The following is a 25,979-nucleotide window of genomic DNA, read 5'->3' as shown; positions in this document are numbered from 1 at the left end:
GGGCAGGCGGGAGGGGGAGGCACCCGGGATGGCGCATGCGCAGTCTCCTTCCATCGGCCCCCTTCCACCCAGGGGCGAGCGAGGACACGCGCATGGCGACGGAGCGAGCGCAGCGGTTCGTGGAGGCACTGTCGAGCCTGGAGGAGGACGGCGACCTGGAGGCGCTCGTCGCGCTCTTCAGCGACGATGCCCAGGTGAGCAACCTGGCCTCTTCCCGGGTGTTCAAGGGGAAGCAGGGCGCGCGTCAGTTCTGGCGCGAGTACAAGGCCACGCTGCGCCAGGTGAAGTCGTCCTTCCGGAACATGATTGAGGCGGGGGACCGGGTGGCGCTCGAGTGGGAGTCCCATGGCACCGCGCAGAACGGCGCGGCCGTGGCCTACGAGGGCGTCTCCATCCTCGAGTGGGATGGCGAGCACATCCGCCGCTTCTACGCGTACTTCGACCCGCACGCGCTGGGGGAGGAGCTGGCGCACGGCACCGCGCAGCGCTCCCAGGTGCCCTCCACCGCTCCGGCGTGAGCGGGCCTGGGGCTCAAGTCGTCTCCGGCGTCCTGGGCAGCTCCACGGTGACGGTGGTGCCCAGCCCCGGTGAGCTCTCCAGGTGGATGTGCCCGCCGTGGGCCTCCACCACCTGACGGGAGAACCACAGCCCCAGGCCGAAGCCGCCGTAGTGCCTCAGCGGCACCGCGCGGCCGAAGCGCTGGAACAGGTGGGCGAGCTGCTCGGCGGGGATGCCGATGCCGCGGTCCCTCACCACCAGTCGCGCCAGGTCTCCGGGGATGCAGGCCACCTCCACCTCCACCGGGCGGCCCAGGCCGTACTTGAGCGCGTTGGACAGCAGGTGCGTCACCATGCCGTCCACGCGCGAGGCGTCCCAGCGCCCGGACACGGCGCCGTCGGCGCGCAGGAAGATGGTGGCGCCCGCGCGCTCCTTCTCCTCGGTGAAGCGCGTGAGCACCTCCCGGCACACGTCCACCAGGTCCACGGGCTCGGGCGTCAGGTGCAGCCGGCCCTCGGACAGGTGGGCCACCTCCAGCAGCTCGTGCACCAGCCGGCCCAGCCGGTCCACCTGCTGCACGGCGGACGTGGTGCGCGCCCGCACCTCCCCGTCCGAGGACATGCGCCGCAGCCGGGACAGCTGGAGCTTCAGCGCCGTCAGCGGCGTGTTCAGCTCGTGGCTCGCGATGGCGAGGAACTCGTCGCGCAGCTGGAGCGCCTGCTGCGTCTGGTGGAACAGGTGGGCGTTCTGCACGGCGGCGCTGGCGCGGCGGGCCAGCTCCATGGCCAGCTCCAGGTCCTCGGCCGTGTGGTGCCGGCCGGAAAGGCAGTGGCCCAGCGTGAGCGCGCCGAGCACGCCCTCGGGCGTGTCCAGCGGGACGGACAGCCAGGACGTGGGGGCCAGGGTGCGCAGCAGGGCGAGCGTCTCCGGCCCGCACGCGGTGGACTCCACCCAGGCCGCGTCGACCTGGGGGGCGAAGACGGGCTGGCCGCTGGCGAGCGCGCAGATGGGCGTGCCGGGGCGCTCCGGGGGGCGCCAGTGGCTGGCGGCGAGCAGGCCGGCGCACTCGGGGGTGGCGGCGTGGAAGGTGCGGCGCACCTCGTGGTCCGGCCCCATCACGTCGATGATGCAGAAGTCGCCCAGGGTGGGGACCAGGCCCAGCGCGACGCCGCGCAGGGTGTGGCCCAGGTCCAGCGACGTGGCGAGCATGGCGGTGGCGTGCTGGAGCAGGCCCACGCGCTCCACCTGGCTGCGCTCGGCGGCGAGCAGCCGGGCCCGCTCCAGGGCCATGGTGGCCTGCTGGGCCAGCATGTCGATGAAGGCCCGCTCCTCCTCGTCGAAGTCGTGCGCGCGGCCCCAGATGAAGGCCAGGCAGCCCACCGTCCTGTCGCGGGCGATGAGGGGCAGGCACGCGATGGACAGGTCTCCGTGCTCGGGGCGGGCGGGGTCGGCCGCGATGGGGAAGCGCTCGGCCAGGGTGGCGAAGTCGGACAGCCATAGGGGCGCGCGGGTGCGCACGGCCTCGGCCACGGGGACGTTGGCGCCCAGGGGGACGTGGGTGAAGGCGGCCTCGATGGCCGGGGGGCAGCGCACGGTGTGGACCAGCTCCAGGGTGGAGCCCCGGGCCTCCAGCAGGTAGAGGCCGCCGGTCTGGGCCTCCAGGGTGCGCACGGCCTCCACGACGACGGCGCGGGCGACGTCCTCGGAGGTGAGGGCGCCGGAGAGGGCGAGCGTGAGCGACTGCAGACTTCGCATGCGCGCGCTGGCGAGCTCGGCGCTGGCGCGAGCGCGGCGGCTCTCCGCCAGCAGCTCCACGCTGGGACCCGGGCCCTCGTCGGGAGGAGGCAAGCGGAGGCTGACGGACGAATGCTTCTCCATGCGCGGCTGCCCGATGGCGCAGGTGACACCCCGGGCTGCCTCCACTGAAACGCATCCGGAGCCGGATTTCCGGCCCCGGGCGGATGATTGTCGGGCGCCCGTCAGTCCCCCGCGCGGGCAGTGAACACACCGGCCGGGGTCTTCCGACCCCGAGCCCGGAGGAAGGTGGCTGTCGGACAGAGTCCGCCGCCCGTCATGCGGCTTCCGCAACGCGGAGTGTGGCGCTACCGTCGCCCCTGGGCCTCGGAGTCATGCTTCCGGGGTCACCACCTGGTTGGGAGGTTTCGTTCGGGTCCCCTCATGCAGGCCGTCTCCGGCCGCCTCTCGTCTTCCACATCGCGTCCACGAAACCCCTGGCCGGTCCCCGTTGCGGCGACTTTGCAATCGGTTCCGGGTTCTTCGTGAGTCACGTCGGCATGATGGAAGCAGGCCCCCGGCACCCCTGCCGCACCTGTCCGCCCCTCCGCCACGAGCCCCTCACGGATACCCACTGATGAACCGCCTCGCCGCCGTCCTCGTCATCCTGTCGCTGCTGTCCACCACCACCGCCCAGGCCCAACAGAAGAAGTCGCCGCCCGCCAAGGACGCGCCCACGAAGCAGGCCCCCGCCGAGGAGCAGGCCGCTCCGGCGGAGGACCCCTCGCTGGACTTCGACCTGCTGGAGCCCGCCGAGGACGTCGCCGCCGCCCAGGTGGACCCGGAGCTGCAGAAGCGCCTGGACCGGCGCCGCACCATGCTCAAGCTGCACCAGGGCCTGGGCTTCGCGCTGGCCGCGGGCCTGGTCACCACCACGGTGATTGGCCAGCTCCAGTTCAACGACTCGTTCCGCGGCGGCGGCGATGACCGCAACCTGCTGGGGCTCCACCGCGGCTTCGCCGTGGGGACCTCCGTGGTCTTCGCCTCGGTGGGCCTCTTGGGCCTGCTCGCCCCGGAGCCCTTCGAGAAGCAGAACGCCGAGTGGGACACCATCTCCTTCCACAAGCTCTTCATGTCCCTGGCCACCGCGGGGATGATCGCGCAGATCATCCTCGGCATCATGGCCACGGACCGCTTCGGCCGGCTGTCGGAGACGGACCTGGCCACCGCGCACCAGGTGGTCGGCTACACCACGCTCGGGGCCGTCACGGCCGGCATCTTCACCCTCTTCTTCTGAATCTTTTCCCCCGGGCGCCGTTGGCCTCGGAGGGACGACCTCTGCATCTCCTGGAGACGGACATGACCGTTCGACGACTCGCGCTGCTCACCACCCTGCTGCTCTCCGTGCCCGCCCTGGCCCAGGGGGGGGCCAAGACGTACGCGCTCAAGAAGGACGCCAGCACGCTCACCTACAAGCTGCACCACCCCGCGCACGAGGTGGTCGGCACCGCGAAGCCCAGCGACGGCAAGGCCCTGCTGAAGGCGGACGGCACGCTGCAGGTGGCAGTGCGCGCCAACATCAAGGACTTCGACTCCGGCAACGCCAACCGCGACCAGCACATGTGGGAGGTGACGGAGGTGGCCAAGCACCCCATCGTCGACTTCAAGGGCGTGGCGACGGGGGTGAAGCTGCCCGCGACCTTCCCCTCGAAGGTGCAGGTGACGCTCAAGGGCCAGCTGCTCTTCCACGGGGAGAAGCAGGGCGTGGAGGTGCCGGTGACGGTGCTGTTCAAGTCCGCCACGGAGGTGACGACGGAGGGCTCGTTCACCGTCAGCCTGGAGCAGTTCAAGATCGAGCGCCCGTCGCTGCTCATGGTGAAGGTGGACGACAAGCTGGTGCTGGAGCCCAAGCTGGTCTTCGTGGTGGAGGGGACGTGAGCACGTCGCGACGTGGCTTCCTGAAGGGCATCCTCGGAACGAGCGCGGCGGGCGCGGCCGCGACGGCGCTGCCGGGCTGCGCGCCGGACATCGACCCGGCGCCGGTGACGGACGTGACGGCCAGTGCCGAGGGCGTGGTGACGCTGCAGGTCTCGCGCTATCCGGACCTGGAGCGCGTGGGCGGCGCGATTACGCTGCGCGTGGCGGGCGAGGAGACGGACCTGCTGGTGACGCACTCCGGGCAGGACACCTTCTCCGTGCTGTCCAACCTGTGCACCCACGCCGCGTGCCCGCTCGGCTTCGACGGGCGCGAGGTGGTGTGCCCGTGCCACCTGTCCAAGTTCAACCCCATCGACGGCGCGGTGACGCAGCGGCCGGCCACGGTGGGCCTGCGCAAGTTCGCCTCCACGTACAACCCGGGCAACCGCGAGCTGACCATCGAGCTGCGCGCGGGTCAGGGCGGCTTCCCCTCGGCGGTGAACGGCGAGGTGCGGCTGCCCTTCTCGCAGTTCCCCACGCTCAAGGACAACGGCAGCTTCGTGGAGGGTGTCCCTGGCGGCTACGGGAAGAAGATCTTCATCGCCCGCGCCTCGGATGGCTCGCTGTCCGCGGTGGACGCGCTGTGCACGCACCAGGCCTGCGAGGTGTCCGCGCGTCAGGCCGAGCAGGACTACATCTGCTTCTGCCACAACTCGACCTTCACGCTGCAGGGTGCGGTGACGAGAGGGCCCGCGACGTTGCCCCTGAAGAAGTTCACCGTGACGGAGACGACGGACGCGGTGGTGGTGACGGGCGTGCGGTGACGTCCGGCGCGCGGTGACGCGCGCGCGAGTGACGGCTTCGGCTCGAGGGCCTCGCGGGTCTCCACTCGGTGGAGACTCTCGGGGCCCTTGACGTTTTCCCGGGGCGTGAGAGCCCATGGGGCCTCTTGTACCCCTCGGGGAAATCGAGCATGGATGTCCTGGAAATGGAATCCATCTCAATGAGCAGGATTTGCGTGGGTTGGGCTCGCAGGGTGGGGGTCGGGGTCCTGTTGCTGGGGTTGTGTCTGCTGCCGTTCGGGTCGAGGGCGGAGGTGTCCCCGGACGTGAAGCGCTACCTGCTGTCCATCCATCGGCTGGTGGAGGACCTGGAGCACGAGCGGGCGCTGGAGCAGATCTCCCGGGCGAAGAAGGTGTCGAAGGGGCCCGAGGACGACGTGGCGGTGTCGCTCTACGAGGGCGTGGTGCTGGCGGAGCTGAGCCGCGGGAAGGAGGAGGCGGACGCGGCGTTCCAGGCGGCGCTCTTCCTGGACCCGGAGGCGAAGCTGCCGCTGGCGGTGTCGCCGAAGCTGAGGACGCGCTTCGAGGCGGTGCGCCAGAAGGTGCTCGCGGAGCTGGCGGCGCGGGGTGAGCGGCCCGAGCCGTTGAGGAAGGAGGACGGGGAGGGCGTGGGTGCGCGCATGGACGACGAGTCCGCGACGGGGAACTCGGACCGGGTGCTGCCTGGCGGTGACGGCGCGCTGTCCGGGCGGGCCGTCTCCCTGCGCGAGCGGGCGTGGATTCCGGCGGCCGTGGGCGGGGCGCTGGCGGCGGGGGGCGGGGTGATGTGGTGGTTGGCGTCGCGGGAGGAGTCGAAGCTGGATGAGCCCTCACCGGACCTCCGCTCCCGGGACGATGCGCGGAAGGTGGCGTCGCGTGCGCGGTCGCTCCAGTCGGTGAGCGTGGGGTTGCTGGTGGGCGGCGTGGTGGGGCTGGGGGTGGGGACGGGGATGTACCTGTTGGGGGCGCCGCGGGCACCGCTGGCGCTGACGGTGGGGACGGATGGGACGTCCGCCTTCGTGTCCGGGAGGTGGCCGTGAGGACGGGGATGCGGTTCGTGGTGGCGGTGGCGTGTGTGCTCGGCCTCCAGGCCGTCGTCTCGTGCGTCGACGTGGAGGAGCGGACCTCGCGCTTCTGCCGGGAGCACCCGGAGATTTGTGACGCGGACGCGGGCGCCCACGATGCAGGAGACGCCGGGGACGCGGGGCCCGACGGAGGTGTCGACGCGGGTGATGCGGGCCCTGACGGAGGCCCCGACGCGGGTGACGCGGGCCCTGACGGAGGTCCCGACGCGGGGCGTCCCCGATGGGACGCGGCGGGGACGCCGAACACGGCGCGGACGGGGCACACCGCGACGTTGCTGGCGGATGGGCGCGTGCTGGTGGTGGGCGGGTTCTCGAACGCGAGTGGGACGGGAGCGCTCACCTCGGTGGAGCTCTACGACCCCCGGAATGGCGGCTCGTGGACGAGCCTGCCGCCCCTGCAGGTGGCTCGGGGTGAGCACACCGCCACGTTGATTTCCGGAGGGAAGGTGCTGGTGGTGGGCGGCCGCGCGGGGGCCACTCCGACGAAGAGCGTGGAACTCTATGACCCGGCCTCGGGCACCTCACCCCGACCGGACCTGCCGATATCGGCTCGCGCGAGCCACGGGGCGGTGCTCCTGCCGGACGGGGACGAGGTCCTGGTGATGGGAGGCGGGGCGAACGGGGAGACGGGCCTCGGCGACTCGGCGCGCTACGCGGTGTTCGGAGGGACCTGGTCGACCGGGAGCGGCTCCATGCGCGCGGAGCGCAACGTCCTGTCCGTCACGATGGTGCTCAACCGGGTCTTCGCGGTCGGTGGCTACAACGCGAGTCGGACCGAGGGCAGCTACGACGTGTACACGCCAGGGGAGGGGTGGAGCGTCGCCGGTGGTCCCTTGCTGGAGCCTCGGCACGCTCATGCCGCGGCGGTGATAGGGCAGGGCGAGGCGGCCGCGCAGCTGCTCATCACGGGCGGCAAGCGAGGGGATGGCGCGGGCTCCGTCATCGCCCTCTCCTCGACCGAGTTGATTCCGACCGAGGAGGGCAGCGGCAACACCCCGATTCCCATGGACGCGATGTTCGACGCGCGCTTCGCGCACACGGCGACGACCCTGAAGTCGGGGGACGTGCTGGTGGTGGGGGGCTCGGAGGCGGACTATGACTCGCTGTCGACGGTGGAGCTCTTCGACTCGAACCAGCTCGAGTGGGTGCTCCGGCCCGCCCTGCCGACGGCGCGCGCGGGACACACGGCGACCCTGCTCGATGATGGCTCGGTGCTGGTGATTGGCGGGCACGGCTCCAATGGCGCCGCGCTGAAGTCCGCCGAGCGCTACTGGCCCTGACGCACGGAGGAGGCGCGCATGGTGACAGGATTCAAGCGGCGGCTGGCGGAGACCATCGCGTGGTGTCTGCCACGCGCCGAGGCCGCCAGGGCCGGGGTGACGACGCGCTCGGTGGAGCTGATGCCGCCGGTCTGCGGGCATGACGGCGACACGCTGGTGTTCCAGTTGTTGAGCGCGCCCGCCGTGCCCGCGGAGGCGGTGGACTTCATCGTCGAGCGACGTCGCCGGGCGCTCGAGCGGCTGAAGCTGCCGCTGCCGCCGCTCGGAGACTTGATGGGCGGGCGGGTGTTCGCGACACACTTCGACTCGGACCTGTGTGGCGCGGCGACGCAGCCGTCAAATGGCTACCTGGATGACTACGACATCCCCGGCTGGGACACCTGGTTCGCGCACGACAGCGAGTGGAAGGGCGACTACACAGAGGTCCACGGCGGCCTCGTCTACGGCTGGGTTCCGCCCGTCCTCCTCGAACTCGCGGACCAGGGGTTCTATGTGATTCCCGTGTCCAGCGTGTGGTGGGTCGAGGACGCGGAGCTCCGCCGACTGATGGCGACGTGAGCTCCGCTTCCTCGAGGTGACGTCAGCGCAGCCGCGTCCAGAACGAGCGGCGCGCGGAGATTCGCTCCAGGGCGTGTTGCAGCTCCTCGTCCGCGTCGGCGCGCTGGGCGATGTCTCCCAGCGAGATGATGCCGACGAGCCGGTCATCGCGCTCGATGACGGGGAGCCGGCGAATCTGCCGGCGGGCCATGATGTCGATGAGACCATGCAGGCTCTCGTCGAGCGTCACCGCCTCCACGTCCTCGGTCATCACGTCCGCGGCGCGCAGTTGCTCCGGTGAATTGCCACCGGCGAAGGCGCGCAGCGCGAGGTCCCGGTCCGTGACGAGCCCTACCAGGCGGCCCTGCTCGTCGACGATGGGGACGACGCCGCAGTCCTCGTCCTTCATGATGCGAGCCACTTCGCGCAGCGGGCTGTCACGCCGCACCGAGCGCACGTTGCGCGTCATCACGTCGCGAGCCGTCAGCGGCTCCCGCTGCCATCGCTGGGACATGCCGAGCGGCGGTGCGCGGTAGTCCTGGCTCCGGTCCTCGCGGATGTGGTCCGCGACGAAGGCGCGCTCCGAGCGCTCGACGCCAGACGTGCCACGCGAAGACGAGGACGTGCGCTCCGAACGAGAACCTCCTCGCGAGGACGAAGACACCTCACGGCCCTCGCGAGAGCCTTCCTCCGGACGCACCACACCGGAGCGCTCACGCGACCGCGCGGACATCTCTCGCTCCTCGCGCCAGCCCTCATCGGAGTGCTGCCGCGAAGGCGCGGAGAGGTCGCGACCGCCGCGCACGCCACCCTCCGAATCGGAGTGCTGACGTGAGGGCGAAGCGCCGCGCCATCCACCCTCTGCGCGCTCCGAGTCGGAGTGCCGACGCGACGGCGCGGCCAGGTCGCGACTGCCACGCCATCCGCTCCCAGCGCGCTCACCCGGGCGGCTCACGTGGGAGCGCGCCTCGAACTCGAGCGTCTCCTCCGCGAGCCCCAGCTCCGTGTCGACATCGCCCGTGTGGAACGCGCGTCCCTCGCTCCGGCGCGGCGGCTCATGGAGCGTGCTCGTCTCCAGCGGCAGCGGCGCCTCCTCGCGAGCCCGCCAACCCGAGACCGCACCCGGCGCGTCCCCGCGCATCCGCGACTCCTCGCCGCCGTACCCCTCCCGGTTCCAGGACCGGTAATCCGCGGGCTGGGGCGAAAGCTCCTGGTCCTGCGTCCCCATGCGTGCCCGAGGCCCCACGCCCGTGGCGTAGCGGTCATCCCGGTCATCACGCCCATAGGGCCCGCCCTGGACACCTCCGCTCGCCCACGCCTCGTCGGAGCGGTCCTCCACCGCCGTCCGGGGCTGCGCCATGCGCAGCGAAGCGGCGCGGTGATAGCGTCCCTCCCGCGACGAAGGCGCCTCATCCCGAGCGGGGTTCCAGCCCGACACATCGGACTCACTCCGCTCACGAGACCCAGGCGGCGCCGCGTCCGCCGGCCGAGCCGTCTCCATCCCGGGCCGAGCGGCGGCCCCCCGCGCCTCATCCTTGCCGTTGTCCATGCCTCGATGCGCCATGCGGCGCACGCTGGTGACGGCCCCGCGCTCCACCAACCCGCCACACCCACGCGGACCCACCCGAGTGTCCGCTTCCCATCGGCCCCGCGCACCGACTTCCCACGAGCCAACACCCGCGCCGCCCTGCACCGGACACGCCCCCCGACCGGAGGGCTCGACACGGGCCCCCGCGAAAAGAAACGCGCGTGCCCCCAAGCAAGGGAGACACGCGCGAGCTTCAGCGAACCGAAGGACGACCGCGCCCTAGCAGCAGGGGTCGTTCTTCTCCTCGCAACAGGCCTGCGTGGTGGAGACCTGGGGCGAGGTGCTCTGCGTCTCGGTGGAGGAGGTGGACGTGGCGCTGCCATCGCCTCCGTGGATGCGGGCGAGGTCCTTCACGAACAGCTCCTTCAAAGTCTTCACCTTGTGGCTCTTCATGATGCGTCTCCCGTAGGGGTGAGGCCGGTCGCCGAATCGACCGGCACGCCAGAGCGTAGGCCCCGCCCGGAAACCCGAGAAGCGTCATGTTTCACATGACTCACCGTGTCTCACGACTCACGCGAGCCCACGGAAATCTTCCACCACGCTCCCGAGCGCGGACGCCGTGCAGCGAATGCTCGTTCAGTGGACGGCCCAGCGCTCCGCGATTTCCTCACACGCGAGCACCACGTCACTGAGTCGGCGGATATGCGCGCGGGGCGCGGTGAAGAGGGTGCCCGCGAACACGTCCACCACCTGCACCATCCGGTGGTCCGACGGACCCAGCTGACACAGGTGCTGCTCGGCGAAGCGCTGCAGCATCGTCCCGATGTACTGCCCGGAGCGCTCATCCAGCGGATGGTGCTTGGAGAAGTAGAGCTTCATCAGGCCCACGCGTGGATTGCCATGTCGGTCCATGCGCTGCAGGACGACCTCCGGCCGCACGCTGATGGTGACCCCCGCCATCTCGAGCACGGGAGGCTCGGCGCCCACGGGGCTGATGATGGTGTCCTCCAGCCCCAGCCACGGCACCAGGTCCGCGAAGCGCTCCAGCGCCTCCGAGCACAGATGCAGCCGCTGCGCCTCGAACTCCGACTGCGGCACGCTGCACGCGAAGCGGCGCTGGTGCTCGCGGAGGATGGCCGGGTCCAGGTCACGACACAGGAAGTCCGTGATGGCGAGCGACGCCTCCGGGTAGCGCAGATACTGCTGCTCGGGCGGGTGCTTCTGGTCGTAGATGATGCGCTTGCGACGAGCCGGGGTGGCGGTGAGGTACTCACCCAGCTTGTTCACGGATACACGAGGCAGCTCACGGACTTCCGCCATGGAGTTTCCTCCCCCTGGATGTGCTGGCGAATGAGCACACAGTACAGGGAGGGGCTGACATTCCAGACGGGGCGTGAGGGATTGCGCGCGGGGTCACCAGACACTCAATCAAGAAGAGGCCGTGGCCCGAGGGGACCTGGAGGGTTCGGGAAAGCCCCCTCGGGCCGGCCGTGAAGTCAGTCCTTCTCCTCCTCCAGGCTGCCCGGGAAGGCGGTCCAGTAGAGGTCGGGAAGAGGATTGGTGCCCGCGTCGCTGCGGGGACCGTCGCCGTCCGGGATGTCGTCCAGGATGGCCTCCGGCGTGCGCTCGGCGGGGTCGATGGGGTGGGCGCGTCCGTGACGCTCGGGCGCGTCGTCGTCGGGCGTGGAGGGCGGGACGCGGGGCGGCTCACGCTCCTCGCGGGGCGCGGGCTCGCCCCGGGGACCGGTGGGGCGCCCGTAGAAGTCCTCGGCGGGCTGGGTGGCGGGCTGTCGTCGCGGGTCCTTCGCCATGATGGAATCCTCCGTCTGGATACAGTCATGACGCGGAATGCCTCCGGCAACCCGGCTATCGTCGTGGCGCAGAAGTCCGCACGGCGAGCGGGCGGGCGAGCGCCTGTCCGCTGCGTCTCGACAAGGAGCGGGGTGATGGCATTGGGGCACGAGGAGCCGGCCGCGGCGCTGACGGAGCCGAGGCTCCGGCTGGGGTGTCAGTCGTGTGGCGCGATGCTGGTGTTGGAGCCCTCGCTGCGCACCACGCGCTGCCCGTATTGCGCCGCGCCCTCCGTGGTGGAGCGCCCGCCGACGCCCGGGGTGCCCGAGCCGCGCTTCGCGCTGGGCTTCTCGCTGAACCACGCGGCGGCGCGGGAGAAGGTGTCGCACTGGCTGCGCTCGCGCAGCCGCTTCTGTCGCTCGGGGATTCGCGACGCGAAGCCGGGGGACGTGCACGGCGTCTATGTGCCCGCCTACCTCTACAGCGCGCTGGCGACCTCCCGGTTCCAGGCCTCCATCGGTGAGAACTACCAGGAGCAGGAGCGCTACACGACGACGGAGAACGGGAAGACGGTGACGCGCACGCGCACGGTGACGCGCACCGAGTGGCGCCCGTTGAGCGGCCAGGTCTCCGGCTATGTGGCGGACGTGCTCGTCACCGCGTCCAATGGCTTGCACAACGACGAGCTGGAGGCGCTGGAGCCGTTCGATTTGCGGGGGCTGGCGCGCTACACGCCGGCGCTGGTGTCCGGCTGGGTGGCGGAGGAGCCCACGCTGACGTTCCAGGCGTGTCTGGAGAAGGCGCGCGAGGAGGTGTCGGGGCGGCTGCTGGACAAGCTCGCGGCGCTGATGCCCGGGGACTCGCATCGGGAGCTGAGTCACGACAGCCACCTGGATTGGGAGTCGTTGGACGTGTGCCTGTTGCCCGTCTGGGTGCTGGCGGTGCGCTACGCCCAGGACGCGGAGCCCCTGCGCGTGCTGGTGAATGGACAGACGGGTGAGGTGCACGGGAAGGCGCCCCTGTCCGTGTGGAAGGTGGCGGCGGCGGTGGTGGTGGGGTTGCTGGGGGTGCTGGGCCTGTGGCTCTTCCTCCAGGGAGGTGGCCGATGAGCGCGGCCGTCAGCGTGTCGCCGTGCGAGCGGTGCGCGTGCGAGCTGGAGGTGGATGACCTGCGCTGTCCGGTGTGTGGCCTCGCGACGCCGGAGCCGCCCAGGCAGGAGGCCGCCGTCGAGCGGGCGCGGGTGGTGCGCTGTGACAGCTGCGGCGCGTCGGTGGAGTACTCGGTGGAGGCGCGGGCGCCACGGTGTGACTACTGCGGCGCGGTGACGCATGTGGAGATGACGGTGGACCCGGTGGAGCAGGCGCAGGGGTGGCTGCCCTTCTCGGTGGAGCCGTCGGTGGCCAGCGAGGCGCTGTCGCGCTTCCTGGGGCGCAAGGCGTTCTTCCGGCCTTCGGGGCTGGCAGAGGAGGCGTCGCTGGAGTCCATGCGGCCCATGTGGTGGCCCGCGTGGGTGTTCAAGGCGGGCGTCGAGGTGAGCTGGACGGCGGACTCGGACGCGGGCTCACGGCGCTCGGACTGGGCGCCGCATGCGGGGCAGACGCACCTGGACTTCTCCAACATCCTGGTCGCCGCGTCGCGCGGCTTGAAGATGGACGAGTGCGACAAGCTCACGCCGCACTACCGCTTCGACGAGGCGGTGGGTGAGGCGCGAGGGCCGGAGGGCGCCAGCGTCGAGCGCTTCGAGGCGACGCGCTCGGGGGCGAGGCGCAGGGTGTTCCAGGCCGTGGAGCGGCTCGCGAGCGAGCACGTGCAGTCGAGTGGAGACATCCCCGGCCGTCGCTACCGCAACGTGCGCGTGGCCGTGGCGCTGTCGAGCCTGCGCACCACGCGGTGGGCCCTGCCGGTGTATGTGCTGGCGTATCGCTATCGCGACAAGCCGTACCGCGTCCTGGTGCATGGCCAGGACGCGGAGGTGGTGTTCGGCGAGTCCCCCATCTCCGCGTGGCGTGTGCTCGGCGTGGTGCTGGCGGTGCTCGCGGCGCTGGTGCTGACGATGCTCATCGCGGGGAGGATGTAGCGCGAGCGCTCAGGACGCGTCGGGCTCGTCGTCCGGCTCGAGCGGCTTGCTCCCACCCGGAGGCGTGACGTCATCCTCCGGCCACGGCGCCTCCACGGCCCCGCTCCGCACGGGCGAGGCCACCGACTCCGCTTCGACCCTGGACGTCCACCACGCCTCCTCCCCATCGCGAGGCGCGGGCTCCTCCACGCGGGCGCGCGTCACCCCGCGCTTGCCCGGCACCCCGAACACCCGCGCGGCCTCCTCCGCCAGCGAGCCCTCGGCGTCCAGCTCCGCGCGCCCACCCGGCTCCAGCGGCACCGACGCCTCCTCCGCCGTGAGGTCCTCCGGATGCAGCCCACCCTCCAGCAGCTCCGCCTGATTGCGCCGGCTGGTCGCCTCCATCGCCACGCGCGCTATCTCCTCCGCCGTCGCATGGCGCCCCTGCCCGGGCGCGTGCGCGCTCAGCCACCCCCGCAGCACGCAGCCCATCTCCTCCGCCGTCTGGAACCGCTCCTCCGGCGCCCTGCGCAGCGCGCGCAGCACCACCGCCGCCAGCCCCTCCGGCACGTCCGCGACCAGCCGCGCCACCATCTCCGGCTCCAGGCTCGTCATCCGCGCGGCCACCTCGTCCACCGGCATCCAGGTGGGCCCCTGCGCCTCCAACGTCAGCCCCTCCGGCAACGGCGGCGGCGGCGTGTCCTCCACCGCGAGCGGGTGGCGCCCCGTGAGCAGCTCCAGCAACACCAACCCCAGCGAGAACAAGTCCGAGCGCGCATCCACCGGCGCGCGCAGCAGCAGCTCCGGTGACGCATAGGCCACGTCGCCCTTCACCAGCGGCCGGCTCGTCTCCTCCCGCCCCACCAGCCGCGACGAGGCCACGGTGAAGTTCGTCAGCTTCACGTCCCCATGCGTCCCCACCCGGATGTTCCGGGGGCTCACGTCCCGGTGCACGATGCCCAGCGGCCGGTTCCAGTCATCCACCGCGAGGTGCGCGTGGTGCAGCGCGTCCGCGACCTCCGCCACCACGAACGCCGCCAGCGCGGCGGACACGGGCCGCCGCCGCATCGCCGTCAGGTTCAACAGCGTGTCCAGCGACCGCCCCTCCACGTACTCCATCACCACGTGGGGCGCGCCCCGGTACACCTTCATCTGGTGCACCTGCGCGATGTTGGGGTGCTTGAAGCGGAACGTCAGGCTGACCTCCTCCACCAGCCTGCGTCGCTCCACGAAGGTGGCCGGGCTGCGCAGCCGCTTCACCACCACCAGGCCGCTCTGCCCGTCCCGGTAGCGGCGCCGGACCAGCATCAACAGCTCTCCGGTGGAGCGCACCTCCAGCTTGCGCACGAACTCGAACACCGTGCCGCCCACGTTGAACAGCACCCGCGGCCGGCGCGGTCCTCCGGGAGAATCCTCCGTCGTCGTGTCGGGCGTCGTCATGGCCTGCCTCTCAACCTGGGAAGTGAGTTGGGCGCTACAGGATGCCCCAGGTAACACGAAGCCGGCCGTGATGGAATATCCGAGGTCGGGCGACAACCATTGGACGTCAGGTGTTGGATGCCTAGTCCTTCCCGCGCCAGGGCTTGAGCGCCCCCTTGAGCACGTGCAGCCGCCGGCGCAGCCAGGAGCGCCAGGGCGCGACGGGCGGGGCCACCGGCTCGGTGGAGGGCGTGCGGGCGGACCCCGACGCGGAGCTCGCGCCGGGCCAGTCCGGCCAGCGCATCCACTGCCGCACCTCCCGGCCCTCCTCGTCCCCATCGAACAGGGACTCGTCCTCCTCCGTGACGGCCTCGTGGGGCGGCCGGGGCGGGAACAGCGGCTGGTCCCACGTGTCGTCCGCCAGCTCCAGCGCCGCGGAGAGCGCGCCGAACAGCTCCGCGCCGCTCGGGAACCGTCCGCCCGCATGCTTGTCGAGCAGCCGCAGCACGATGCCATCCAGCACCCGGGGCACGCGCGGGTTGAGCACGGACGGCAGCTGCAACACGGCCGACTCGATGCTGGCCAGCAGCGCGGACGGCGGCAGGTGGGCCGGATAGGGGAAGGTGCCCGTGAGCACCTCGTGCAGCACCAGCCCCAGCGAGTACAGGTCATCGGTGGGCGCGAACCGGTAGCGCGCGCCGGGGATGCGTGGCCCCATCCAGAAGCGCAGCGACTCCGGGCTGCGGTAGCTGGGCGTGCCCGGAGGCAGCCGGTCCTCCGTCAGCGACGGGGCGCACGGGTGGTCCCCCGAGCCGAAGTCCACCAGCACCGGCTCCCCGTCCGACGCGCGGACGATGATGTTGCTGCCCTTGAGGTCTCGGTGCACCACCCCCGCGCCGTGGATGGCGTCCAGCGTGAGCGCCAGCGACGCGAACACCTGCGCGGCCCGGCGCGGCGTGGCCTTCTCCGTGGTGGCCCACCTGGCCAGGGTGGGGCCCTCCACGTAGTCCATGATGAGGTACAGGTAGCCGCGGTGCGCGTCCGGCCAGCGCCGGTAGCCCAAGAGCTCCACCACGTTGGGGTGCGCCAGGTGCATCAGCAGCCGGGCCTCCCGCTTCGTGCGCGCGTCCACCCGCGCCTCGTCGTTCTCCGAGGGGCCCTCCAGCGCGAACTTCAGCGCCACCGTGCCCTTCGTCTCGCTCTCCGCCAGGAAGATGGCGCCATAACCCCCGGTCGCCAGCCTCCGGATGATGCGCAGGGCCCCCAGCTGCTCCGAGGGTTGGAGCAGCAGCGGGTGCATCGCCTCCAGGTCGCTCATCGTCCCATCCTCTCCGTCTGTCCCCACCCATGAGGGCATCACCACACCCAGGACCTTCAAGGTCGAATCCCTCTCCGGAAATCGAAACCCCGCCAGCGAATCCGGATGACCTGGGTCAACCCCTGACGTCATTAGCATGGCGGCCTTCTTTTTGGGTAGCCTGTCCCCCTCGTGAGGTAGGGTGCGGCGCGGACGATGTGGTAGGGAGACTGCCCGAGAGGCGCGGGGACCATGAACGAGGAACTGGCCATCACCGTGGGGACGGCGGCGAAGGCGGCGCGGGCCCGGTTGGGATTGACCCAGGCGGACGTCGCGGAGCGCGTGGGAATCGCCATGGAGGTCTACAGCCGCATGGAGCGCGGACGCGTGCTGCCCAGCGTGACCACGCTGCGCAGGCTGTGCCTGGTGCTGTGCATGGATGCGAACGCGCTGCTGGGCTTGTCGGAGGGCGCGCCCGTGGCGGTCCGTGGACCGGTGGGCCCGCGCGTGGAGGACCCGCCCGTGCTGCGGCGGCTGCTGCGCTCCTTGCGCGCGCTGGAGCCGGAGGCGCTCAGGGCCGTGGTGCAGGTGGTCCAGGGCGCGCTCGCGCTCCGGCGGCGCTGAGGGGACGGGAAACTTGCCTCCCCCGCGCGCCGTGCGACGCTGCCCCCATCATGCGTGAGCCCGTCGACCACAAGCTCGCGGCCATCCTGGGAGGGGCGGCGCGGACCGCTCGCCTGCGGCTGGGCCTCACCCAGGGCGACGTGGCCGAGCGCGTCGGCATGGCCATGGAGGTCTACAGCCGGCTGGAGCGTGGCCGGATGTTGCCTCGCACGCAGACGCTCAAGCGGCTGTGTGACGTGCTCCAGGTCTCCTCGGATACGCTGCTGGGGGTCGGCCGGGGTGGTGCTCCGCTGACGCCCGTGACGCGCAAGCCGGAGCGCGAGGACCCGCTGGAGCTGCGTCGCATGACGCGCAAGCTCCGGGAGCTGGAGCCCTCGCAGCTGCGCGCGGTGTCGCGCGTCGTCAACGCCGTCGTGTCGGTGATGCCGCCCCGGGCCGCCCCGGTGAAGCAGGCCCGTCCGGCGCGGCGGCGCAAGGCGACCGGCTAGGCGTCCGGCGCCGGGAGGCTGGGAATGCGCGGGCGTCGGGTGTTGAATCCCCGACGCGGAACCCTGGACAGACGTCCACTCCCCAGGTTCCCCGCACGTGGGTTAGCACACCCTTACCCCCCAGAGGAGGTCCGCCCCCATGACGACCCTTCGCAAGGTGATGCTGGTGGATGACGAAGAGGACATCCGCGCCATCGGGAGGCTGAGCCTGAGTCGGGTGGGCAAATGGGACACGGTGCTCGCCGCGTCGGGCGCCGAGGCCCTCTCCAAGGCCGCCGAGGAGCTGCCGGACCTCATCCTCCTGGACGTGATGATGCCGGGCATGGACGGGCCCACCACCTTCGGTGAGCTGCGCAAGCAGGCGGCCACGTCGAGCACGCCCATCATCTTCATGACCGCCAAGGTCCAGAAGCAGGAGGTGGAGCGCTACCTGGGGCTCGGCGCGGTGGGCGTCATCAGCAAGCCCTTCGACCCCATGACGCTGCCCAAGGAGATTCGCAAGCTGGTGCCGGAGTGAGCGGCACGCGCCTGTCGAAGCGCTCCGTCGCCCTCGCGGTGGGGGCCCTGCTGGTGCTGTGCGCCCTGTTCGTGGTGGGCCGCCCCTGGGGCACCGCCCGCATCGACGCGTACCGCACGGGCCTGCAGCAGCTGCGTCTGGCGAGCGCGGAGCTGGAGCAGGACGTGCTCCGCGAGCGGCTGGGCCTGCCCGAGCGCCATGGCTCCCACGCCCAGGCCTTCGCGGCGCTGAAGGCCCGCGCGGAGTCGCTGCGCGACGTGCCGCCCTTCCTGTCGGAGGAGGAGGCGCGGGTGATGGCCTCGTCGCTGGACGCGTACCTGGGCGCGCTGGAGGACAACCGGCTGCTCCTGGAGCGCTCGCGGGCGGCCCAGGCCCGGGGTGAGCAGCCAGGGGCGGACGCCGCGATGCAGGCCCTGTTGGAGCGCTCGGCCAGCGCGCAGGCGGAGCGGCTGGTAGGCACCTTCATCCAGCTGCACGAGCGGGCGCAGGTGGCCAACGAGCGCACGCGCGTCGTCTTCTTCGCGGCGTCGCTGCTCCTGGGGGCGTACGTGGTGGTGGTGCTGGTGCGGCTGTCGCGCGCGTCCGGGGAGCTGGCCACGCTCAACGCGGCGCTGGAGGAGCGCGTGGAGCAGCGCGGCCGGGAGCTCGTCGCCGCGAGCGAGGCGCAGCGCACCACCCAGGCGCGCAAGGCGGCCATCCTGGAGGCGGCGCCGGACGGCATCCTGCTCATCGACGAGGCGGGGCGGCTGCTGGAGCTCAACCCCACGGCGGAGAAGGTCTTCCGGCTCACGGCGGCCCAGGCGGTGGGGCGCGAGTTCCTGGGGCTCGCGCTGCCGGCCTCGTTGCCCGCGAGCAAGCGCGAGGAGGTCTCCGCCGCGCTCGGCGAGACGTCCGGCGTGGCCACGCGGCTGGAGTCGCCGTGCCTGCGCGCGGACGGGAGCATGTTCCCCGCGGAGCTGACGCTGGTGCGGGTGCCGGGCGAGGGGCCCGCGCGCTTCACCGCCTTCGTGCGCGACATCACCGAGCGCAAGGAGGTGGAGCGGATGAAGAACGAGTTCGTCTCCACGGTGAGCCACGAGCTGCGCACGCCGCTGACGTCCATCCGCGGCTCGCTGGGTTTGCTCGAGGGCGGCATCGTCGGCGAGGTGCCGGAGCCGGCGCTGGAGATGGTGCGCATCGCCCGCTCGAACACGGAGCGGCTCATCCGCCTCATCAACGACATCCTCGACCTGGAGAAGATGGAGGCGGGCATGCTGGAGCTGAAGCTCGCCTCGCTGGATGCGCGAGAGCTGGTGGAGGCGACGCTCAGCGGCCTGAGGGGCGTGGCGGACGCGGCGGGCGTGGTGCTGCGCGCGGACGTGGAGGAGTCGCCCCGCGTGCGCGGAGACCGGGACAGGCTCATCCAGGTGCTCACGAACCTGGTCTCCAACGCGGTGAAGTTCTCCACCGGCGGCGCGGAGGTGGTGGTGCGCGTGCTGCCGGAGGTGCCGGGGCGCGTGCGCTTCAGCGTGGTGGACTCCGGGCCCGGAATCCCCGAGGAGCAGAAGGACCGGCTGTTCGCGCGCTTCCAGCAGCTGGACGGCTCGGACACCCGCTCCAAGGGCGGCACGGGCCTGGGGCTGGCCATCTCGCAGGCCATCATGAACCAGCACGGCGGCGGCATCGAGGTGCTGAGCGCGCTGGGCAAGGGCTCCACCTTCACCTTCACGCTGGAGGCCGCCAGGCCCCTGTCGGGCTCGCACCCGGCGGTGGTGGCGGCGGCGACGGCGCGCGACACCAGCCGGCACGACGTGCTGGTGGCCACGGCGGATGGGGAGCTGTCCGCGTTGCTGCGCGGGTTGCTGTCGCAAGAGGGTTACCGCGTGGTGCGGGCGGTGAGCCTGGCGGAGGCGCAGATGGTGCTGGAGGCCGAGCCGCCGGACGCGGTGGTGCTGGACACGCGGATACCGGACGGGCAGGCGCTGGACTGGGTGCGCTCCTTGCGGGAGCAGCCGCGCACGCGGGCGCTGCCGGTGGTGGCGCTGTCGGGGCGCTCGTCGGAGGGCGAGGGCGTGGGCACGCCGCTGGTGGTGGACTGGATGTCGCAGCCCTTGGAGGAGTCGGGGCTGCTCAGCGCGCTGCGCCACGCGATGCGGCGGCCGGGGCAGGCGAGGGTGCTGGTGGTGGACGACGACGTGGCCACGCGGCGGGTCATCTGCGCCAGGCTGGAGCGGCTGGGGCGGGTGCAGGTGTTCGAGGCGGCGGATGGGGAGAGCGCGGTGGAGCTGGCGCGGCGCACGCCGCCGGACCTCATCGTGCTGGACGTGGGGCTGCCGGGGCTGGACGGGTTCGAGGTGGTGGACATCCTGCGCCGGGGACGGGGGCGCACGACGCCGCTCATCGTCTTCACGGGGCGGGACCTGTCGCGCGCGGACCAGCGGCAGCTGACGTTGGGGATGACGCGGCACCTGAGCAAGGCGCGCTCGTCGGAGGAGGAGCTGGTGGCCTCCGTGCGCGAGCTGCTGCACGAGTTGCTGTCCGGCAAGGACGGCGAGCTGGAGACAAGGGCCGTTTCATGACCGACGCGAAGACGCTGCTGTTCCTCGAGGACGACAAGGACTTGCAGAGCCTGGTGTGCGCCTTCCTCCGGGAGAAGGGCTTCCGGGTGGAGACGGCGCGCACGGCGGCGGAGGCGCGGGCGGTGCTGGCGAAGGTGCCGGTGGACGCGGCCATCGTGGACGGCTTGCTGCCGGGGGTGACGGGGGCGGACTTCATCCGCGAGCTGCGCGGCCAGCAGCCGGACCTGCCGGTGTTGTTCGCGTCGGCGTTCTGGAAGGACCTGAAGAGCCACGAGCTGCTCACGCGGCAGCTCAAGGTGGCGCGCATCATCCACAAGCCGTACCGGCCGGACGAGCTGTACCTCTGGGTGAATCAGCTCTTCACCAAGGCGTTGCCGCCGGCGCCGGCGGGGCCTCGGGCCCTGGCGGACGTGGACCTGGTGCGCGACGAGCTGGCGGCGAGCCTGGTGGCGCTCAACCAGGAGTACGGCGCGCGGCTGAAGGACAAGGTGAGCGGGCTGGAGGCGCTCTTGTCGGCGGCGCGCGCGGGGGACGGGGCGGCGTTGGAGGAGGCGGGCGTCGTCGCGCACAAGCTGCATGGCACGGCGGGCAGCTATGGCTTCACGGAGGTGAGCCTGGCGGCGGGGCGGCTGGAGGATGCGCTCCGGGCGGGGAGGGACTGGGGCCTGGTGGACGTGACGTTCCGGGAGCTGGCGGCGACGGCGTCCGTGCAGGTGACGCCGCCGGCGCGCAAGGAGGGGCCCTCGGCGGTGTTGCCGACGGAGGGGGTGTTGTTGGTGGTGGACGAGGACCCGGCGGTCCTCGAGGAGGCGCAGCGGCTGGGGCGCGCGCACGTGGTGCGGGTGTTGTCGGCGCGCACGGCGGGCGAGGCGGTGGTGTTGGCGCGCAGGCAGTGGGTGGACGGGGTGCTCATCCACATGCACCTGGGTGGGGAGATGGGCGGCATCCAGGCGGCGCACGAGCTGCGTTCGACGGAGGGGCTGGGCTCGTTGCCGTTGGGGTTCACGGGGGTGTCGGGCGGGTTGGAGGACCGGGTGGCGGCGGCGCACGCCGGGGGCTCGTTGTTCCTGCCCAGGCCCTTCACGGCGACGGACTTCGCGGCGGCGGCGGAGCGGATGGTGGCGGCGCGGCGGCCGGAGCGCTCGCGGGTGCTGGTGGTGGACGACGACCCGGAGGCGATTGCGGCGCTGGTGCACGCGCTGGCGAGCGAGCAGATTGAAGTGGTGGGGTTGGGGGACGCGCACCGGTTGATGGAGGCGCTGGCGGAGCATCGGCCGGACCTGTTGCTGTTGGACGTGCAGATGCCGGGGCCGAGCGGCTTCGACCTGTGTCGGATTTTGAGGTCGATGCCGGCGTGGCAGGAGCTGCCGGTGTTGCTGATCACCGCGCACCTGGGGTTGGAGTTCCGGCTGGCGGCGTTCCAGGCGGGGGCGGACGACTACATCTCCAAGCCGGTGTTGAAGGAGGAGCTGCGGGCGCGGGTGCAGGCGCGGCTGGAGCGGGCGCGGCTGTCGCGCGAGCGCGCGGAGCGGGACGCGCTGACGGGGCTGATGTTGCGGCGGCCGTTCATCGAGGGGGTGAGGAGCCGGCTGTCGGAGGCGCAGCGTCAGCAGCGGCCGTTGTCGTTGTGCTTCCTGGACGTGGACCACTTCAAGCGGGTGAACGACAAGTACGGGCACCTGGCGGGGGACCGGGTGCTGACGCGGCTGGGGCGCCTGTTGGGCGCGCGGTTCCGGCGCGAGGACGTGCGCGGGCGCTGGGGAGGGGAGGAGTTCGTGGTGGGGCTGCTCGGGGAGACGGCGGCGAGCGCGAAGGCGATTCTGTCGCGGACGATGGCGGAGGTGGCGGAGATGACCTTCGACGGTGACGGCGGCGAGTCGTTCCGCGTGACGATGAGCGCGGGCATCGCGGAGTCGCCAGGAGATGGCGCGACGATGGAGGCGCTGCTGCGCGTCGCGGACGCACGGCTCAACCGCGCGAAGACGAACGGGCGCAACCGCATCGAGGTGTGAGCGGCGTCACTCCCCCGGAGGCTCCGTCAGCACCAGCAGTCCGCGCGACGTATCCACGACATAGACATGGCCATCCCCGGGCACCTGGAGCCCGGTGGCGCCTTCCTCCATCGAGTCCCCGCGTCCCGGGTCCGTCTCGCGGAAGCTGTTGAAGTACGCCACCTCGCGCGGCTTCGTGGGGTTGCTCACGTCCAGCACGCGCAGCCCCTCCTGGTGGTACGTCACGTACAGCCGCGAGCCCCTCAGCTCCATCGCTCGCGGGGACACCACGGCGCGCAGGCCGTACTCCCCTATCTTCACGATGTGCCGCGGCTCGCTGACATCCAGCGCGCGCAGCCGCGCCCCCATGCCCAGGCTGCTCTCGAAGGCCACGATGCGCCCGCCGAACGTGCCCACCGCGCTCGCTCGGCTGTTGGCGTACGGATACGTGTAGTGCCCCAGCACCCGGACCCCCGAGGACGCGCGCGCGTCGACGACCTGCAGCCCCGCGCCCCGGTGATTCACATACAGCCGGCCCTCGTAGCTCACCGGGCCCCGGGAGGACGGCTGGTCCGGCATGCGCATGCCGGAGACGATGCGCTCCAGCAAGCGCGGCTCCGCGGGCTCGCTGATGTCGAACATCAAGGTGCCCACCGCCGCGTCCGTGGACACGGCATACAGCCGGTCCCGGTCCACGCTCACCATCGACACTCCCGGCGAGGCCCTCGCGGACACGCGGCGCACCAGCACCGGCGCCGAGGGCACGGAGACGTCGAGCACCACCACCCCCGAGCTGGCGCTCGCGACGTAGAGCATCCCGCCCTTGAACGTCGCGCCCCGCCAGTCCGTGTCCCCTGGCGTGCTCAGCTCCGCCACGCGCAGCGGCACCGCCGGGTCGCTCACGTCGAACACCGTGAGCCCCCCCGGCCGCCCACGCCGGTCCTGCGAGATGACATACGCATGGCGGTCGATGAGCTGCACGTCCACGGCCGGACCCAGGCCCACCGCGCGCTCGGACACCAGCCGCATCCCGCCGGAGATTTCATGCTCGCCCTGGAAGCGCGTGACGCGCTCGGCGCGGAACGTCCCCGACTCCACCAGCACCCCGTCCCGGCACCGCGTGAAGCACCCCGTGACGACGCGAGGGTTCACCGCGTTGCAGCCCGCGAAGGTGAACAGACCCCCATCCGGCGTCTCGCTGGCGATGAACAGCGTCCGCGCGTCCCAGACGCCCGCCACGGCGTTGGCGCCCTGCACCTGCTCGGGCGTCCCCGCCGCGTTCAGCTTGAAGCCCCCGCCCATGGGCACGAAGCGCGCGGGGGCGCCGTTGCGCGCATCGATGCGCAGGAGGCTGCGATACACCCCCATGCGCTCCAGCTGCTCCAGCGTGTGGCGTCGACAGCCGGACAGGTCGAAGGACTCCAGGCTGCCGCACGCGGCCCCGCTCTCGACGACGCCGCAGACGGACAGCGGCCCGTAATCACTCCAGTCGCCGAGCTCCTCCAGCGGCGTGTAGCGCCCATCCCAAGGGGGCTCATCCGACGACGCGCAGCCCGTCGCCAGACAGGCGAGCAGTGCCATCGACGCTGGCAGCGCGGGCCGCATCGCGTACCTCCCGGGTGCAGAGCCACGCGCCGGCCAGCGAGCTCCCGCTCCAGGATTGTAGGAATGAGGTCGTCCGCTCGGGAAGCGCACGCCGCCGCGGAGTGGTGAACGCCATACGTCTTGGGGGATGTGCCCTGTGTTCGCACCCACCCGCCACGGCGGATGCGGGACGCCCGGTGTCCACGGGGACACATCCCGAACGCCCCCGACGCCAGCAGGCGCTGACCCGCACGCCTGGCCGGGGAGCCGGGCCGACCCGACGATGCGCCGATTCGCCCTGAATCGGCGCTCTCCCGCGAGCGAGGGCTCCCGTTTAGTTCTTCACCATGAACGACACACAGGTGAAGGACGTGGTGATTGTGGGGGGTGGCCCGGCGGGCCTGAGTGCCGCGCTGATCCTGGGACGGGGCCGCAAGCGGGTGCTGCTGTGCGACGCGGGCGCTCCGCGCAACGAGCGGGCGGAGCACATGCACGGCTTCGTCACCCGGGACGGCATCCCCCCCGCGGAGTTCCGCGCCATCGGCCGCGAGCAGCTGCGCCCCTACGACGTCGACGTGCGCAACGTGCGCGTCGAGCGCATCGAGCCCAAGGGGACACGCTTCCAGGTGACGCTGGGCGACGGCCAGGTCGTCGAGGCCCGCAAGGTGCTCCTGACGACGGGCCTGGTGGACCAGGTGCCGGACCAGCCCGGCTTCCGCGAGCTGTGGGCGCACAGCGTCTTCCAGTGTCCGTACTGCCACGGCTGGGAGATTCGGGACCGGGGCTGGGGCGTGCTCGTCCCCGAGGAGAACACCCATCACCCGTACGTCGACTTCGTCCTCTTCCTGAAGGGCTGGACCTCCAACCTCACGCTCTACACCCAGGGCCACCTGGCGCTGACCGCCGAGCAGCGCGAGTCCCTGCGCCGCGCCGAGGTGCGCGTCGTCGAGGGCAAGGTGCGCGGCCTCATCCCCACCCAGGATGGCCAGCACCTGGAGGCGGTGGAGCTGGAGGACGGCACCCGCGTGCCGCAGGAGTACCTCTTCGCGCACCCGCCCCAGAAGCAGACGGCGCTGGTCCAGGGCCTGGGGCTCGCGCTCGACGAGCTGGGCTTCGTCAAGGTGGGCCCGACGCTGGAGACCTCCGTGCCCGGCATCTACGCGGCCGGAGACCTCACCACGCGCCTTCAAGGGGCCCTGGTGGCCGCGTCGGCGGGCGCGATGGCGGCCTACACGCTGAACCACCTGCTCAACATGGACGCCCTGGGCCTGGCGCACCCGGCCTGACGCCGGCTTGAGCCCGGCCCCGCCAACCGCTACGAGAACGACCCCATGGCGTCCACCGAGCAGTCCTGTGTGCATCCCCCCTCCACGCTGCGCCAGGACTTCGAGGAGAAGCGGCGGCTCACGTGGGTCGGCACGCTGGGGCCCGTGGCGCCCCTGCGAGTCACCCCCCGCGCCAGGGTCCACGCGTACGCCGCCATCGTCCTGGTGTTGAAGGGCGAGTCACACGTGCGGCACGCGGGGGACCTGGTGCTGCGCGCGGGCGACGTGCACCTCATCCCACCGGGAGATGCGCATGGCCATGAGCACTCGGACGCGCAGGGCCTGGGGCTGGGCTTCTATCCCGAGGCCCTCTCCGCGAACGCCGAGGAGCGCGAGGCGCGCCTGGGGCCGCTGCTGCGCGTGCGCGCGGGCTGCCACCCCGTCTTGCGTCCCACCAGCGTGCAGCGCCGCCGCCTGCTGCGCTGGATGCGCCTGATGGAGGAGGAGCAGACCCGGAACGAGCGCGGCAACGAAGAGGCGAGCCTGTCCCTGCTGCGCCTGGTGCTCATCGAGCTGGAGCGGATGGCCTCCCCCGAGGCCCTCACCGAGCCCGCCTCCGTGGGCCTCAGCCGCCGGGCGCTCACGTACATCGAGACCCACTGCCTGGAGCCCCTGTCCCTGGCGAAGGTGGCGAAGGAGCTGGGCCGCTCGGCGCCACACGTCGCGGGCGTGGTGCGCCAGGAGACGGGCCGCACCGTGGGCGAGTGGATTCTCGAGTGCCGGATGGCCGAGGCCCGCAGCCGGCTGCGCCACACCGACGAGCGCGTGGACATCGTCGCGGACCGGGTGGGTTACGCGGATGTGACGCACTTCATCCGACTCTTCCGTCGCGTGCATGGTGTGACACCCGCCGCATGGAGGCGACGCATGGCGCCAGGGGTGCGCTGAACGCACGTTCTCTATTTCGTGGGGCGAATGGATTGACAGGA

At 71.8% G+C, this 25,979-nt stretch carries 24 protein-coding genes; 16 read left to right on the top strand and 8 right to left on the bottom strand.

The window, feature by feature from the left end; translation table 11 throughout:
* Positions 1-92 precede the first annotated feature (92 nt).
* Entirely contained in the window at positions 93-518 is a 426-nt protein-coding gene (locus AC6JA9_RS42235) for a nuclear transport factor 2 family protein (RefSeq protein ID WP_223750987.1), read from the top strand.
* 13 nt (positions 519-531) lie between these two features.
* Here AC6JA9_RS42235 and AC6JA9_RS42230 read toward each other — a convergent pair whose 3' ends face one another.
* Positions 532-2,376, bottom strand: coding sequence for a sensor histidine kinase (locus AC6JA9_RS42230; protein ID WP_497958849.1), 1,845 nt, complete (start codon positions 2,374-2,376; stop codon positions 532-534).
* Positions 2,377-2,869: 493 nt separating this feature from the next.
* Between AC6JA9_RS42230 and AC6JA9_RS42225 the strand changes: the two genes are divergently transcribed.
* From AC6JA9_RS42225 to AC6JA9_RS42200, 6 genes are all read left to right on the top strand, one after another.
* Complete coding sequence (locus AC6JA9_RS42225; RefSeq protein WP_223750989.1) at positions 2,870-3,529, top strand: hypothetical protein; 660 nt, start codon at positions 2,870-2,872, stop codon at positions 3,527-3,529.
* Positions 3,530-3,591: 62 nt separating this feature from the next.
* The gene (locus tag AC6JA9_RS42220) at positions 3,592-4,170 is read left to right on the top strand and encodes a YceI family protein (RefSeq protein ID WP_223750990.1); all 579 of its coding nucleotides are present in this window, start codon (positions 3,592-3,594) and stop codon (positions 4,168-4,170) included.
* A complete protein-coding gene (locus AC6JA9_RS42215) occupies positions 4,167-4,973 on the top strand; it encodes a Rieske (2Fe-2S) protein (RefSeq protein ID WP_223750991.1) in 807 nt (268 codons plus the stop codon). The genes AC6JA9_RS42220 and AC6JA9_RS42215 overlap by 4 nt, the downstream gene beginning before the upstream one ends.
* A 179-nt stretch (positions 4,974-5,152) precedes the next feature.
* Positions 5,153-6,010, top strand: a complete 858-nt coding sequence (locus AC6JA9_RS42210; protein WP_497958848.1) for a hypothetical protein — start codon at positions 5,153-5,155, stop codon at positions 6,008-6,010.
* Positions 6,007-7,335 (top strand): Kelch repeat-containing protein, encoded by a 1,329-nt coding sequence (locus AC6JA9_RS42205; protein ID WP_223750993.1) that lies wholly within the window; start codon positions 6,007-6,009, stop codon positions 7,333-7,335. The genes AC6JA9_RS42210 and AC6JA9_RS42205 overlap by 4 nt, the downstream gene beginning before the upstream one ends.
* A gap of 18 nt (positions 7,336-7,353) precedes the next feature.
* Positions 7,354-7,893, top strand: a complete 540-nt coding sequence (locus tag AC6JA9_RS42200) for a hypothetical protein (protein WP_223750994.1) — start codon at positions 7,354-7,356, stop codon at positions 7,891-7,893.
* 22 nt (positions 7,894-7,915) lie between these two features.
* Here AC6JA9_RS42200 and AC6JA9_RS42195 read toward each other — a convergent pair whose 3' ends face one another.
* The 4 genes from AC6JA9_RS42195 to AC6JA9_RS42180 all read right to left on the bottom strand — a co-directional run bounded on the left by AC6JA9_RS42195 (position 7,916) and on the right by AC6JA9_RS42180 (position 11,211).
* Positions 7,916-9,496, bottom strand: coding sequence for a CBS domain-containing protein (locus AC6JA9_RS42195; RefSeq protein ID WP_223750995.1), 1,581 nt, complete (start codon positions 9,494-9,496; stop codon positions 7,916-7,918).
* Between the two features lie 183 nt (positions 9,497-9,679).
* Complete coding sequence (locus AC6JA9_RS42190) at positions 9,680-9,853, bottom strand: hypothetical protein (protein ID WP_170300510.1); 174 nt, start codon at positions 9,851-9,853, stop codon at positions 9,680-9,682.
* Positions 9,854-10,036: 183 nt separating this feature from the next.
* Complete coding sequence (locus AC6JA9_RS42185; RefSeq protein WP_141332498.1) at positions 10,037-10,720, bottom strand: hypothetical protein; 684 nt, start codon at positions 10,718-10,720, stop codon at positions 10,037-10,039.
* 176 nt (positions 10,721-10,896) lie between these two features.
* Positions 10,897-11,211 (bottom strand): hypothetical protein, encoded by a 315-nt coding sequence (locus tag AC6JA9_RS42180; RefSeq protein WP_223750996.1) that lies wholly within the window; start codon positions 11,209-11,211, stop codon positions 10,897-10,899.
* 135 nt (positions 11,212-11,346) lie between these two features.
* On the opposite strand from AC6JA9_RS42180, the gene AC6JA9_RS42175 reads away from it, so the two are divergent.
* Entirely contained in the window at positions 11,347-12,300 is a 954-nt protein-coding gene (locus tag AC6JA9_RS42175) for a TFIIB-type zinc ribbon-containing protein (protein ID WP_223750997.1), read from the top strand.
* Positions 12,297-13,268 (top strand): zinc ribbon domain-containing protein, encoded by a 972-nt coding sequence (locus tag AC6JA9_RS42170; protein ID WP_223750998.1) that lies wholly within the window; start codon positions 12,297-12,299, stop codon positions 13,266-13,268. Before AC6JA9_RS42175 ends, AC6JA9_RS42170 begins: the two co-directional genes overlap by 4 nt.
* Positions 13,269-13,277: 9 nt before the next feature.
* Here AC6JA9_RS42170 and AC6JA9_RS42165 read toward each other — a convergent pair whose 3' ends face one another.
* Positions 13,278-14,687: a serine/threonine-protein kinase gene (locus tag AC6JA9_RS42165; RefSeq protein WP_497958847.1), complete on the bottom strand. Its 1,410-nt coding sequence runs from the start codon at positions 14,685-14,687 to the stop codon at positions 13,278-13,280.
* Positions 14,688-14,808: 121 nt separating this feature from the next.
* Complete coding sequence (locus AC6JA9_RS42160) at positions 14,809-15,984, bottom strand: serine/threonine-protein kinase (RefSeq protein WP_141332395.1); 1,176 nt, start codon at positions 15,982-15,984, stop codon at positions 14,809-14,811.
* Positions 15,985-16,215: 231 nt separating this feature from the next.
* Here AC6JA9_RS42160 and AC6JA9_RS42155 point away from each other — a divergent pair, with 231 nt between their 5' ends.
* From AC6JA9_RS42155 to AC6JA9_RS42135, 5 genes are all read left to right on the top strand, one after another.
* A complete protein-coding gene (locus AC6JA9_RS42155; protein WP_223751000.1) occupies positions 16,216-16,587 on the top strand; it encodes a helix-turn-helix transcriptional regulator in 372 nt (123 codons plus the stop codon).
* Between the two features lie 50 nt (positions 16,588-16,637).
* A complete protein-coding gene (locus tag AC6JA9_RS42150; protein ID WP_497958846.1) occupies positions 16,638-17,075 on the top strand; it encodes a helix-turn-helix domain-containing protein in 438 nt (145 codons plus the stop codon).
* A 139-nt stretch (positions 17,076-17,214) separates the two neighbouring features.
* Positions 17,215-17,592, top strand: coding sequence for a response regulator (locus AC6JA9_RS42145; RefSeq protein ID WP_223751001.1), 378 nt, complete (start codon positions 17,215-17,217; stop codon positions 17,590-17,592).
* Positions 17,589-20,150: an ATP-binding protein gene (locus AC6JA9_RS42140; protein WP_497958845.1), complete on the top strand. Its 2,562-nt coding sequence runs from the start codon at positions 17,589-17,591 to the stop codon at positions 20,148-20,150. The genes AC6JA9_RS42145 and AC6JA9_RS42140 overlap by 4 nt, the downstream gene beginning before the upstream one ends.
* Positions 20,147-22,162, top strand: a complete 2,016-nt coding sequence (locus AC6JA9_RS42135) for a response regulator (RefSeq protein ID WP_426748727.1) — start codon at positions 20,147-20,149, stop codon at positions 22,160-22,162. Before AC6JA9_RS42140 ends, AC6JA9_RS42135 begins: the two co-directional genes overlap by 4 nt.
* 6 nt (positions 22,163-22,168) lie before the next feature.
* Here AC6JA9_RS42135 and AC6JA9_RS42130 read toward each other — a convergent pair whose 3' ends face one another.
* A complete protein-coding gene (locus tag AC6JA9_RS42130; RefSeq protein WP_223751004.1) occupies positions 22,169-23,746 on the bottom strand; it encodes an LVIVD repeat-containing protein in 1,578 nt (525 codons plus the stop codon).
* Positions 23,747-24,072: 326 nt separating this feature from the next.
* On the opposite strand from AC6JA9_RS42130, the gene AC6JA9_RS42125 reads away from it, so the two are divergent.
* A complete protein-coding gene (locus AC6JA9_RS42125) occupies positions 24,073-25,011 on the top strand; it encodes an NAD(P)/FAD-dependent oxidoreductase (protein WP_223751005.1) in 939 nt (312 codons plus the stop codon).
* 45 nt (positions 25,012-25,056) lie between these two features.
* On the top strand, positions 25,057-25,938 hold the full coding sequence (locus AC6JA9_RS42120; protein ID WP_141332502.1) for an AraC family transcriptional regulator: 882 nt from the start codon (positions 25,057-25,059) through the stop codon (positions 25,936-25,938).
* Positions 25,939-25,979: the final 41 nt, after the last annotated feature.

It is taken from the genome of Myxococcus sp. MH1 (assembly GCF_059738865.1).
Note: the sequence above shows the minus strand (reverse complement) of the source record. Positions and strands in the feature narration are given on the sequence as shown.